10 protein-coding genes and 1 pseudogene are annotated in these 13,736 nt (G+C 40.0%); 5 read left to right on the top strand and 6 right to left on the bottom strand.

Annotated elements, in window-relative coordinates:
• Positions 1–58: 58 nt before the first annotated feature.
• Positions 59–1,030 (bottom strand): polysaccharide lyase family 7 protein, encoded by a 972-nt coding sequence (locus tag BCU84_RS12335; protein ID WP_241906423.1) that lies wholly within the window; start codon positions 1,028–1,030, stop codon positions 59–61.
• Between the two features lie 812 nt (positions 1,031–1,842).
• Between BCU84_RS12335 and BCU84_RS21130 the strand changes: the two are divergent.
• Positions 1,843–2,374 (top strand): annotated as a pseudogene (locus BCU84_RS21130) (tyrosine-type recombinase/integrase); the annotation flags it as partial.
• Between the two features lie 16 nt (positions 2,375–2,390).
• Here the strand turns inward: BCU84_RS21130 and bioD are convergent.
• The 4 genes from bioD to bioB form a co-directional block, all read right to left on the bottom strand.
• A complete protein-coding gene (gene bioD, locus BCU84_RS12325; protein WP_198589575.1) occupies positions 2,391–3,086 on the bottom strand; it encodes a dethiobiotin synthase in 696 nt (231 codons plus the stop codon).
• A 16-nt stretch (positions 3,087–3,102) separates the two neighbouring features.
• Complete coding sequence (locus BCU84_RS12320; protein WP_102528382.1) at positions 3,103–3,933, bottom strand: methyltransferase domain-containing protein; 831 nt, start codon at positions 3,931–3,933, stop codon at positions 3,103–3,105.
• Between the two features lie 65 nt (positions 3,934–3,998).
• Complete coding sequence (locus tag BCU84_RS12315) at positions 3,999–5,111, bottom strand: 8-amino-7-oxononanoate synthase (RefSeq protein ID WP_102528381.1); 1,113 nt, start codon at positions 5,109–5,111, stop codon at positions 3,999–4,001.
• A gap of 18 nt (positions 5,112–5,129) precedes the next feature.
• Positions 5,130–6,182, bottom strand: a complete 1,053-nt coding sequence (gene bioB / locus BCU84_RS12310; protein WP_102528380.1) for a biotin synthase BioB — start codon at positions 6,180–6,182, stop codon at positions 5,130–5,132.
• Between the two features lie 110 nt (positions 6,183–6,292).
• Here bioB and bioA point away from each other — a divergent pair, with 110 nt between their 5' ends.
• Complete coding sequence (gene bioA / locus BCU84_RS12305) at positions 6,293–7,648, top strand: adenosylmethionine--8-amino-7-oxononanoate transaminase (RefSeq protein ID WP_241906422.1); 1,356 nt, start codon at positions 6,293–6,295, stop codon at positions 7,646–7,648.
• Positions 7,649–8,033: 385 nt separating this feature from the next.
• Here the strand turns inward: bioA and BCU84_RS12300 are convergent, their stop codons facing one another.
• Positions 8,034–8,555 carry an Lrp/AsnC family transcriptional regulator gene (locus BCU84_RS12300; protein WP_102528379.1) on the bottom strand — a complete coding sequence of 174 codons (522 nt, stop codon included), beginning with the start codon at positions 8,553–8,555 and terminating at the stop codon, positions 8,034–8,036.
• A gap of 219 nt (positions 8,556–8,774) precedes the next feature.
• On the opposite strand from BCU84_RS12300, the gene BCU84_RS12295 reads away from it, so the two are divergent.
• From BCU84_RS12295 to BCU84_RS12285, 3 genes are all read left to right on the top strand, one after another.
• A complete protein-coding gene (locus tag BCU84_RS12295; protein WP_102528378.1) occupies positions 8,775–10,925 on the top strand; it encodes a TonB-dependent receptor in 2,151 nt (716 codons plus the stop codon).
• Positions 10,926–10,974: 49 nt separating this feature from the next.
• On the top strand, positions 10,975–12,345 hold the full coding sequence (locus BCU84_RS12290) for a cytosine permease (protein ID WP_102528377.1): 1,371 nt from the start codon (positions 10,975–10,977) through the stop codon (positions 12,343–12,345).
• 120 nt (positions 12,346–12,465) lie between these two features.
• A complete protein-coding gene (locus BCU84_RS12285; RefSeq protein ID WP_102528376.1) occupies positions 12,466–13,584 on the top strand; it encodes a DUF917 domain-containing protein in 1,119 nt (372 codons plus the stop codon).
• Positions 13,585–13,736 lie beyond the last annotated feature (152 nt).

Raw genomic sequence — 13,736 nt, 5'->3', positions numbered from 1 at the left:
CCAATAATTGTAGTTACGAATTACGAGTTACGAATTTTAAATTGATGTGTTAAATGCGCTAAAACTTATAACCTTTATGCATGTTGTGGATATGATAAAAAGTGGCTTGCACATAATCACCTTCGGCGCCGCCATTGTTTTGGTTATAAACACCCGCTTTAAAGTACATATACTGGTTACTAGCACTGTAACCACTATCTTTCATATCGTAGTACTTAGTAATATTAGGCTTACCTTCCCTGATTATAGTGACGAACAACACTTCATCTTCGACGGAAATTTTATAAGAGAATTTTTCGTTTAAGGCGATTCCGTCATCAGGGTCTGACAAAGTATGTGAACGTGAGCCAATCATATTTATCCAAATATCATCACCATCATTTATTTCATGGGCAAAATAAATAGCCCCTTTCGAGTTGGCTGGTAATTTTCGATAATATAAACGAATAGGTTCGTCATCCGTCGCGTGAATTTGCCCGATGACCACGCGTCCAACCTTTTTTTTATCACCTGTGGTAGATACTCGGTTTATTGCCAACGTCCCTTCCAAACTGCCTTCAACACCCCCAGACTTAGCTTTCGCCGAACCATGCGCATTGCTGAAAACCCAGTTATTTTTAGTCAGGCCACGAGTTTTTATTCTGCTATTACCTCTACGTAGCATTTCGCGTAGTTCGGTTCTCGCATATTTTGTATTTTTTGAGGTCTTGGCACCTACGTTTGGGCAAGCGAATACCAAACCACCATCATCTGCTGTATAAAAAAATGGCTTTAAGTTAAAGCCTTTACCTAATGATTTCTCATAGACGGTATCAGCTTTTTTATCTTTGTTGAGATCGGTTGGCAACGTTAACGACCAATCGAGTAAGTCAAAATTTTCACCTGGCTTTTTAAGCGGATCGAGTTTTGACAAATCCCCCAGTAAAACACCTTCAGCAAGACTAGTGTGTGACTTAGGAATAAGCGTATTCTCCTCAATCTCCTGAGCATTGAGTGATGCGCTAAAAACAGTTAAAGCAAAAACTAGCACAGCGAAAACGTCACACATTTTCTTTTGAATATGTCGGTAAGATTTATATGTGTTGATATTGGAATCCTTTATAATTTACGATCTCTTTGTTGAATATGATCGTGTATTGTTCGGCTTAACTATTTTCATAGCTTACTTAGAATACCTATATGCGCAGCATGAAGTGACGCACCTACACATGAACTTAACTAACCCTGAAAAACGTAATAAAAATAGGTAAGACTTTGCTTCTAATTAACACCAAAATTTATCTAATTTCGTTTTAAAAATAAGCAGAACTCTTTGTTGTATATGATCAAAGAGCTATGATTAATTGTTACGCACAGAATCACACACAACCCACCTAACACACCTACATACTTAACAACTTGTTCACACTTGTAACTTTATGTTAAACAAAATATAACCAACACAACATATCATTGTCAACCAAAATAGTGCCGCAAGCATTACCAAAAACCAGAATTGGTAGTAACAAGGGGGGTAAAAAAGACTAACGCATTGGCTTGACACATTTTTCACAAAACAAAAAGAACATGATAAACAGAAACTTATAGGAGGAACGAGCTGTTATTGTTGAATGGTTTTTATATTCACTACCAATGGATATGACAACATTACCAAATAACAGAACAAAGTTAGTCAGTGACTTAGCTGTATCCTAAATTTACAAATGTTTATTACCAATTCTCCATATGGGTATTACCAATAAATAGTGTAATGAGATTACAGTTCAGAACTAATATGCAGATTATAAGCTGTACGATAATTCGTATTGATTGTGATTTATCATTAATGCTCTTGTTGAACGAAGCTGCGCTGTCAGGCGCATTAGTGCTTATTTCGATGCATGTCCTGATAACCTTTCAATCGATGATTTGAAGCGCTACTTTGCCAGTTTGATTGAGTCACATTCATGGAGCACCGTGAAACTTGACCGTAATGGGTTGCACAATCACTTGTAAATAAGTCTATCGATATGTCCTTGACCAGCACTGGCAGTGGCTTAATATTGTTAAGCCGCCACAAGTCCATAGACTGCCTGATATTCTTACGCCCACAGAAGTCTCTATCGTTATTAGTCTTACTCATAAGCTTCGATATCAAGTGTGTTTTCACACCTAATACAGTATGGGGTTGCGCCTCGGTGAGGCTATTTCACTTCAGGTTGGTGACATCGATTCACAGGTGATGCAGGTGCACATTCGTAACGCCAAAGGTGGGCATGATATAAGGACCGTACAAGAACTACTTGGCCATAATGATTTAAAAACAACCCAAATATATACCCATGTTGCAGGCTTACACCAAACAGGTGTTTTAAGCCCTATGGATATAAAGTAATAAATGTAAAAAGTGATTAACTTTGAATGCGATTTACTTTTAATGCGCTAGTAAAGCGAATAGATTGAGCAGCTTGTTTTGCGGTTGGGTTAGATAAGTGAGGAACATAACCCATAAACTCAGAGGTCATTATTTGTTTTAACGTCGCGAGGTTTTCATCTTGATATGCCATGTCAGGGTCCACTTGATTCGCAACCCACCCCACGATGGTTAATCCATCAGCCAATATCGCTTCTTGGGTTAATAAAGCATGATTAAGGCAACCTAACTTCATGCCAACCACCAAAATAATACCGACTTGATGTTGTGTTGCTAACAATTTAACACTGTCAGATAAGTACTCGCCATTGCCTAGTGGTAAACGCCAGCCACCAGCGCCTTCGATTAATCCAAAATCAGTATTTTTGAGCTCAGTTAGTGGTAAGGAGTCCACTACACCTAGTGCCGTCAACGCTAGCCCTTGTTGCTTAGCCGCAATATGCGGTGCAATAGCTGGCTTAAATGCAACGGGGTTGATTTGCTGATAATCAAGCTTGATATTTGACTCTGCAATTAGTGCCAAGGCATCACTATTTCTCAGGCCGTTTTCGGTTTGTTCACAACCAGAAGCGATGGGTTTAACACCAATTTTAGTGCCTTCTGCCGCATGTAATAATGCTGACGACACTAAGGTTTTTCCGCTATCGGTATCAGTGCCTGTGATGAAATAAATCATTGCAATAAACCTTCTATTTTTTTGTTAACTGCAAATAGGTAACTTGGTAAGTCAGTGGAATACCTTCTGCCTGTCGCATCGTTTCAGCATGTTGCTTTAATGCTAACCAATCCTTACGGCCACGAAGTGATACCTTTTCTAATCCTGTGCGGTTTGTATGCGAGCGGCTTTTATTCGAGGCGCTTTTATCTAAGGTGCTTTTATCTGAGCAGCAGCTATGCGAGTTTTCTTGATGAGATTTTACCGAAGCACCAACACCTTTTATTGAATAAAGCATCGTTCGTAAATCATTAAAATAGAGCGATTCACTGCATTCATTAACTGAATCAACTTGCCAATATTGGCTATCGATTGCTGCTGTTATTTGTTCAACGGTTCGAAAAGCGTTGTGCCCTAACCCCAATGTTTCAAGCTCAGGTAAACTGCCACTGGTAACAATACTGATAAAACACGTGGCTTTAGGTTTAACGACTCGATGAAACTCGTTAAATACTGCCGTTAAGTCACCGCACCATTGCAATACAAGGTTTGAATATAACCCATCAAAATGCTCCTCAAATAAAGGTAAGTTAGCAGCATCGGCGCACAAGGTAAGATATGAAGGAAAAGACTGGTTTACTACTGCCAGCATTTGCTCTGATAAATCCACCGCAGTCACTTTGGTAATGTCTTGTCCGTACGCAGTGAAATCGGTGCCAGGTCCGCAGCCAATATCAATCACATCGCCAGAAAGAGTTGCTTTGCTTAATAGTTTTTCAGCGGTGATCCGCTGCAACACATCATGTTGTTTATAAGTTGTCGCTGCCTGAGAAAACTTCACTGCCACAGGGTTATTTGAGTTCATTCACGCTCTCGAAACGATACATTTATCATAAAAGTATGCTTATATCATAAAAGTATGCTTAAAAATTAAATTAAGGTGGCTAATACACAAACCAATTCAGCAATATCATGCTTACTATGCTGCGCGTTAATCGTAATGCGAAGCCTTGCTTGCCCTGCGGGTACTGTCGGTGGCCTTATCGCCCCAACTGCAAAGCCTAAATCAAAAAGTTTGCTCGCAATTAACACTGTCTTATTACTATCACCAATCAATACAGGTTGAATCGCAGTGGTTGAATCGGTGAGTTCGATATTATTTTTGCCACAAGCCTGCCTAAATTCAGCAATATTGGCATTAAGAGCTGCAAGCCTTTGTGGTTGTTCTTGGGTTAATTTTACAGCTGCTAGTGCCAAATATGCACTGGCAGGTGATAACGCTGTTGAATAGATATATTGGCGAGACTGAGCAACCATAAAATCAATCACTGCTTTGGGACCTAATATGGCTGCGCCCTGACAACCAAGTGCTTTACCAAATGTCACCACTTGGATATCGCAAAACTTACCATTGGCTTGAGTTGGCGTGACCCCAAAGCCATGGGCATCATCAACCACAAGCAAACTATTATACTGCTGACACAATAGCTGTAACGACTTTAATGGTGCTTTATCACCATCCATGCTGAAGACACTTTCGGTAATAACCACGCTATTGGGATTGCGTTCGAGTAGCTGCTTGGCATGATTTAAATCGTTATGTTTAAAGCGTTTAAAGACTGCCCCGCTATCTCTAACTCCATCAATGATTGATGCGTGAATAAGCTTATCGGCGATCACCACATTGTTTGAGTCAAATAGGGTTTTAACTAACGCTTGATTTGCACTGAAGCCTGAACAAAAAAGTAGCCCAGCTTCATGTCCTGTGAGTTCACATAAACTCTGTTCTAATTGAAAATGTGCTTGGCTATAACCTGATACTAACGGTGAGGCTTTACTGCCTACGCCATAGATTGTTGCCCCTTGTGTAAGGGCATCAACCATTTCATTGGCACTCGCTAATCCTAGGTAATCATTATGGCTAAAATCGATAACGCTTGGATTGCTATTGTCGTGAGACAATTTACGCTTTCTGAGTAAGCCATCATTATTCAGTTGCTGCATTCGCTGACTGATTTTATCTAAGATTGGATGACTTACCATATCAAAACCTATTAACGATTAAATTGCGCCAGCATCAAAAAACTGTTGAGTTGCTTTATCTTTTTTGGCATTTGCTTTGGCAAGTAAAGCACTGTCTGATTCGATATCAGCAGATGGACCTTGCTCAGGATGTAACCCCAAACGTTTAAATAAAGTCATATCATCGTTTTCTTCAGGATTTGGTGTTGTCAGTAACTTACATCCGTAAAAGATCGAGTTTGCACCAGCAAAGAAACACATAGATTGCAGTTCATCGGTCATGTTCTCACGACCTGCAGATAAACGTACACGAGATTTAGGCATGATGATGCGCGCCACTGCAATCGTGCGCACAAATTCAAGTGGGTCTAAATCATCAATTTTTTCAAATGGTGTGCCTGCTACTTTAACAAGCATGTTAATAGGTACTGAATCTGGATGTTGTTCAAGGTTAGCCAGTTGCTGTAATAACCCTGCACGGTCGGTGGCTTTCTCGCCCATGCCTACAATCCCCCCTGAACACACTTTCATGCCAGATGCGCGAACATTTGATAGGGTATCAATACGGTTTTGGTATGTACGAGTCGTGATAACGTCGCCGTAGTACTCAGGCGATGTATCTAAATTATGGTTGTAGTAATCAAGGCCTGCACTGGCTAATTCATCAGCTTGATCAGGTGACAACATGCCTAAGGTCATGCAGGTTTCCATGCCTAACGCACGAACATCTTTCACCATTTGAGTTAAATAAGGCATGTCACGTTCACGCGGGTTACGCCAAGCTGCTCCCATACAAAAACGTGATGCCCCTGCAGCTTTGGCACTTTTCGCTTCGGTAATCACTTTTTCGATTTCCAGTAAACGTTCTTTTTCAAGACCAGTATCGTAGCGCGCACTTTGCGGGCAGTATTTACAATCTTCAGGACAAGCACCGGTTTTAATCGATAATAGGCGACTAATTTGTACTTCGTTAGGATCAAAGGTTTCACGATGAATACTGTGAGCTTTAAACAGTAAATCATTCATTGGTAAAGCAAATAGTGCTTCAATCTCTGCTTTAGTCCAGTCGTGACGGATCGCTGACGATGACATGGTTAATCCTTTTTTATTCATTTTATATTCACTTTATATTGGGTTAGGATACCTTCAGCGTTTAAACTGTCAATGCTAGCAAGCACCACACCTTGACTAACGGTTAAAATATGAACAACTTAAATTCTCAACACTCTGACTCGACAATTAATTCCGAAATCGACTTTGCTTTCGATAAGCAACACATTTGGCACCCATACACTTCAATGAGTCAAGCCGCAAAAGTCACCGGGGTTCATTCAGCCGATGGTTGTGAATTAACCTTATCAGATGGCCAAGTAGTAATTGATGGCACTAGCTCTTGGTGGGCTTGTATTCATGGCTATAACCGATCTGAAATTATTGAAGCCATGCAGCATCAATTAACCACATTAAGTCATGTCATGTTTGGCGGCATTACCCACGCACCTGCAATTAACTTGTGTAAGCGCTTAGTGGATATGACCAGTCCTAATCTGACCAAAGTGTTTCTAGCCGATTCAGGTTCGATTGCAGTAGAGGTTGCCATGAAAATGGCCATGCAATATTGGCAAGGTAAAAACCAGCCATTGAAACAACAATTACTCACTGTTAAACGTGGTTATCATGGCGATACGTTTGCAGCCATGAGTGTCTGCGATCCTGATAATGGTATGCATACTATGTTTGGTAATGCTGTCACTGAGCAATTATTTGCCCCTGCGCCGCTGTCAGACTTTAATCAGGCGTTAGTAGATGGCGATACGGACGCCTTAGAAGCAATATTAAAAGCTAATCATCAGCACATTGCCGCCATTATCATCGAGCCTATTATGCAGGCAGCTGGCGGTATGCACTTTTACTCAGCCGATTACTTAGTCGCTTTACGCGCCTTGTGTGATAAATACCAAGTGCTGTTAATTTTAGATGAAATAGCAACCGGTTTTGGCCGTATAGGTAAGCTGTTTGCCTATGAATATGCCAATATTGAAGCTGATATTTTGTGTTTAGGCAAAGCCTTAACGGGTGGTTATATTAGTCTTGCCGCCACAATTTGTTCAGATGAAGTCGCAACCGGCATAAGTGACTCACCTGCAGGAGTCTTCATGCATGGCCCTACTTTCATGGGAAATCCATTAGCTTGCGCCGCTGCTGATGCCAGTTTAGCCATATTACAAACGGGCAAGTGGCAACAACAAGTCAGCGACATCGAATCGCAAATGACACTTGAACTCGCAGAGGCTATTCATTATCAACATGTAAAAGATGTGAGAGTGCTTGGCTCTGTCGGTGTGATTGAAATGGACAGTGCAATTAATACCGGCGCACTTCAACAAGCCTTTATTCAACTTGGAGTTTGGATAAGACCGTTTGGTAATGTCATATATATCACTCCGCCTTACACCATTAGCTCAGCTCAGCTTACTAAGCTGACCACAGCAATGAAAACCATTGCTGCAGATATTACTCAAGAACAAAGCAGCGCAGATACTTTTAGTAATGGCTAGCTTTTTTAATGACAAAATTGCAGTAACGGCTGCCTTTTAACATAACACACTTGTTTTTATTCTGACTTTGAAATGCTGGCTGTGTTTAATCTCTGCAATTCATGCCAGTAAATAGTGCCTGTCAAAAGTTTAAATACGGCTAGATTAAAGACCTGTTATCAGCTTTGATAACGGGTCTTTTTCATTTAGAAGAGAAGTTATGGTTTATCGATTTAGCTGACCAATTTACGCTGAACTTATTCTGTATAAAGAGTCATTAACCCAAAAATCCTAACCTGAATCTGCGACAGTTTTAAATAATAAACAATCTAATGTGAATAACTATGATAATTGTTCTTAGGACATTAATTCCTGTGTCACGATAAAGCATATTAAAGTTCAGTTATTAAGCTGATTCGCTCTCTTGCGCATTATCATCTAGCCATTTAAGGCTGCCTAATGGGTAACCTAAAAACCACTTACTGCGCTCTAATACGATACGGGTTTTAATATTTTTAATGCTTAACTCTGGGCGATCTGATAATTCAGTACAAATTTCATTAAGCTTTTTGATATTTGGAAAACAACTAAGGGACATATAATCCACATCACCACTTAGCTGCATGCAGTCCATAAATTCTGGAATGTCTTGAATCGCACTTACAAATCGGCGGCTAGAAGGCGCACTGTTGTCACGTAAGGTAAACTCGACATATGCCATTACGTGTTCACAAATTTGTTCTAAATTCACATCAGCGTGAAAGGTTCTAAAATAACCAGCTTCTTTCAGCGCTTTGACTCTTTGAAAACACGCACTGGGTGATAAGCTGACTTTATCGGCTAATTCGATATTAGTGAGATCGCCTTCAAGGTGAAGTGTGGCCAAAATTTTCTTATTGTAACTATCAATTTTTACTTTCTTTTTCATTTTCAGAAACCTAAGCCTATATTTACCTTGCCTATAATGGATTATCTCTCATTTGGTTGCAAAATTTCGTTAGTTTTATCTCAAAGCGATAATTTTTCACTGCATTTAAATAGCATTACAAAATATTATTTTTCCATAAAGCGCCACAATGGTTGTAACGGATATCACACATGCACAATATTTACATATTTATGCATATCAGCCTATGAGGGCAAACACATGAACCACAGCCATCGTCAGTTTTTTTCAAAAACAATTTTAGCCTCTGCCATCAGTTTATCATTTATTAATATTGCTCATTCGGCAGAAGAGCAACAATTGAGCAATGCTGATACTGCAATTGAGCGAATTGAAGTAAGCGCTCGTGGCCGTGTGGAAACCCTGCAAAATGTACCTGACTCTGTTACCGCATTCAGTGGTGATATGATCCAAAATCAGCGCATCGAAAACTTTCGTGATGTTGCTGATCTGACCCCAAACTTAAGCCAATTAGATAACTTTCGCCCTGGTTTAGCGCGTATTACGATTCGAGGCCTCATCACCCCACAGGTAGGAGATGCGCCATTAGCGTTTGTCGTCGATGGCGTTACAGCCCCTGATTTAGAGTTTATCAACCAAGACTTAGTTGATATAGAACGTATCGAAGTGATGCGTGGTGCCCAAGGTGCGCTATACGGTAAAGGCGCTATCGGCGGCGCAGTCATTGTGACCACAAAAAAACCAACTGAAGAGTTGGAAGGCACGCTAAAAGGCTCATATGGTAATGGCAACACCTATAATTTAAATGGTGTCGTCTCTGGTGCATTAAATGATGACAGTAGCGCTTTCTTTCGCGTCGGTGGCTACACCAAAAATTCAGATGGTTTAATTGATAATGTATTTTTAGATGAACAAGCAGATTATTTTTCCGAAGACTCGGTTTTTGGTCAGCTAGAGTTCGAATTAACTGACGATACCAGTTTAAACCTTCGCGGCAGATACACCACCAGCGACGCGGGTTTTGCTTATTATCAAGGTGTAACAGAGGAAACTGCTGAAGATTTTGATATTCCAACCTCTCAAAATATTCGTAATAACGATCAACGTGATGTTTATGAAGTCAGTGCAAAATTAACTCAACACTACGACCTTGGTACATTCGATTTAATCACAGCCTATAGCAGCTCTGAGAACAATCACTTTTACGATGGTGATTACTCGGCTGATCCAACCTTTATTGACGAAGAAGACTTTTTCCGTGCCCCATTTGGCACTGAAGGCCTATTTGATGTGAAATCATTCACGGTGGAATCTCGATTCACTTCTCAAAGTGACCAACCATTAAGATGGGCTGTATCTGCGTTTTATCAAGACAAAAAACGTGATAACACCATTAACTTCTTCGACGATTTCTTAGGTGATGTCCCGTTAGACAGAGATGACTTTACTGACGATATGATTTATCTGACCATTGCTGATAAAAATAGCAGTAAAGCCTGGGCACTATCAGGACAAATCAACTATGACATTACCGATAAACTTGAGTTGACTGCTGCGCTTAGATACGACAATGACAAGCGAGAGTCTTACGATCCTAATTATCCAGTAGACACATTTGCTGAAGATACATTCAGTGAGTGGCAACCTAAATTCACTTTAGCTTATCAAATGAACCAAGATTTATTACTTTATACCGGTTACTCAAAAGGCTTTAGAAGTGGTGGTTTTAATGAACCAGCAGAAGGAATTAATCGCGTATTTAATCAAGAAGTATCCGATAGCTATGAAGCGGGTTTTAAAACGACATTATTTTCAAATACAGTAACCTTAAACGGTGCAATCTTTATGATTTCACAATCTGATGCGCAAATTACCCAATTTAATGTTGATAGCTTTACCCTAGAAAATCTTGCTATTGATAAAGTAGAAACCAAAGGTGCAGAAGTTGAATTAGGTTGGGCTGCGACAGAGAATCTTGATGTGCGTTTTAATGCTGGCATTATTGATTCTGAAATTAAAGAGTTCTCTGATAGGCCTGAACTTGAAGGCTACTCACAAGTGTGGGTGCCTGAATACAGTTATACACTTTCAGCTAACCACTTCTTCCCTATTGGTGCTAATTGGTCAATCGTTTCGCGAGCAGATATTCAAGTACAGGGGCCACAATATTTTGATATTGAAATTCCCGATGTCACTTCATCAACGTTCACCTCTATTAACGCTGGCGTTGGTTTACAGTCTGACGATTGGACAGTACAACTTTATGTGAATAACCTTACCGATGAACGCACAATTGAAGATATCTTCTTTTATGGGGATGGCGTAACTGACTTAGCACGTATGCCAAACAAACCTCGTACCTATGGTATTGAAGCCATATATAATTTCTAATTCATTAATCATTAAATCAAAGGCCTCAATTGAGGCCTGTCGAGGGTTCATGTCAGTAAATCAGCCAGTACAACCAAATAGTCAGTCAAGCTCGGCACCATCAAATGCTGATAAATCAAATTATGATGGATTACTTGACGACTATGCCACCAGCCCAGTTCCTTTACATAAAACCGTAGGTGGCATCCGTATTGGAATGATTAATGGCGGCCTTGCCTTTGCTGTTCCTGGACTCATTACTGGCTTAGAATTAGGCGGCGCACTCGGTATAACACAAAGTATTTATGCATTCTTAATAGGTGGTGTCATTCTATCTGTGCTCGGTGCGATAACGGGCTTAGTAGGCATGCATAACCGCTTAGCATCATGTATGACGATGAAGTTTGTGTTTGGTACAAAAGGCGCCAACCTGCTTACTTTGGCATTTGTCTTGTCTTTACTTGGCTGGTACGGCGTTAACATCAATTTGTTTAGCGAAGTATCGCAAAGCTTAATACTGCAAATGTTTAATTTTACCTTTCCTATCTGGGCGTTAGAGATCTCTGCAGGGGTCCTTATTACGCTGACCACTATCTGGGGCTTTTCGCTTATTGAAAAAGTATCCAGTTTGTTTGTTCCCGTACTGTTTATATTGACCGCATATATGCTTTACAAGAGTTTTGGCTACGTGCTCCCCGCGACAGAAACTGCAGCACAGACTAACCAAATGGACACTATTTCAATTAGTTTTGGTGAGGCTGTATCCGCCGTGGTCGGAAGTTTTATCGTCAGTGTGGTACTGATGCCTGACTTTACTCGATTCGCTAAAACCAAAACCGATACTGTTGTCGCCTCATTCCTGCCCTTTTTACTGCTCAATACATTTGTGTATATTGCTGCGGCAATGGCTGGCTTAGCAGTTCAGCAAAATGACATTTTACAAGTGATGCTTACGCTTGGAATTGGTACATTAGCCTTTATATTATTAATAATGTCCAGCTGGGTCACTAATGTAGTTAACCTTTATAGTGCAGCATTAGGATTTAATGCCATTAATGCTAACTGGGAAGAATGGAAAATTATCGTAGTGGCTGGTGTACTGGGTACTATCGTTGCTTCATTCAATCTATTAGCAAACTTTACCGACTTTTTATTTAGTTTATCGATCATTTTCACGCCTGTTGCTGCTATTTATGTCGTCGATTTTTTTATCCTTCGCAGACAAAAAACTTATCAATTAGCACAAATTTCTCATTTACCTGCAATAAATTATTTAGCCGTTATAGCTTGGGGAATTGGTATTTCGACCTCGCTACTCGTCAATAACGGTTATTTCACTTTTACTGGAATTGAAGTGTGCGATGCAATCATCATCACAATGCCGAGTTATTACCTATTGATGAAAGTTTGGCAAAAAAATCGTTTGTCTCGCTCAAACTAAACCATCAATTGTTTTGTGTAGTCGCCATTTTTGAAAACATATTTTTTAGCTAGTCTCTAACATTAACGCGGTTAGCCCCTTTTGACTTTCCCTTAACCTATAGCTTAAGAGATGTATACGATGAAAACACTGACTCGATTAGACTTATCAGACATATTGCACGGTTGTGCTATTTTAGGAACTGGTGGGGGTGGTGAGCTTGACGAGGGCTTCTATTATATTGATAAAGCACTAGCAGAAGGTAAAACCTTTAACTTAGTCAGTGTTGATGATGTGCCAACAGGTAAAAAAATCTGCACTCCTTATATGCTTGGTGCATTATCACCACTCACAGTAGAGGAAGAGCAAGAATATACGCGTCTACCTAAGTCAAATAGCAGCTCAATCATGACCGCTTTCAGGCGCTTAGAAAAATACACGGGCGATGAATTCTACGGCACCATTTGTTGTGAATTAGGCGGTTCAAATACCGCTATCTCATTCTACGTTGCTGCAATGGCAAATGGCTATATTATTGATGCTGATGTAGCAGGACGAGCAGTGCCAGAGATAACCCATTCAACTTACTATTTTAATAATATTCCAGCAGCACCAATAGTCACAGCTAATGAGTTTGGTGAGTGTTTTATCTGTGAAAATGTCATAGATGATTTACGCGCTGAAAGCGTTGTCCGTGCTTTATCTATGATAAGTCGCAATGACATTGCCGCGATTGATCATGCTATGCCCATTGAGCAAGTAAAAAATGCCGTCATTAAAGGAACAATTTCTAAATCATTAGCGATTGGTCAGGCTTATCGTCTAGCCAAAGAACAAAGCGAAGATATTGCAACTGCGATAGCAAGTCACGGTGAAGGTTATGTGGCATTCAGAGGTGTGGTCACTGATTTTAACTTTAAAACCCAAGATGGCTTTACTATAGGCGAAGTATTTATTGACGGAACGGGTGAATTTAAGAATAACCGTTACCATATCGAAGTAAAAAATGAGAACCTTGTGGTTAGGGTCAATGACAAGGTTGATATCACTATTCCTGACTTAATTTGCTGCTTAGATATGGATAACTTAACCCCTATTACCAATCCTAATTATCATAAACAGATGAACGTGGCCATTGTAGTACTTCCTGCACCTAAAGAGTTCACCACTGAGCGCGGACTTTCAGCTTTTGGACCTGCTTACGTCGGGATTGATACCCCTTACCAACCTGCCGTTACACGTTATTTTGCTAACAAATGAGACTGCATTAACTAAAAACTAATCTCATCAACTAAATTGCTGAACTTGATATTGAGTTCCGCAATTAATCCCTCTGCCAATGTTTAACAACTATTTATATTGAGCATCAATATGTTAATTTTTCACAGGTTTGTTACATTATTACAAGTTTG

Origin of the sequence: Shewanella sp. 10N.286.51.B7 (assembly GCF_002873615.1) — a bacterium.
GTDB classification, from domain to species: domain Bacteria; phylum Pseudomonadota; class Gammaproteobacteria; order Enterobacterales; family Shewanellaceae; genus Shewanella; species Shewanella electrodiphila.
Note: the sequence above shows the minus strand (reverse complement) of the source record. Positions and strands in the feature narration are given on the sequence as shown.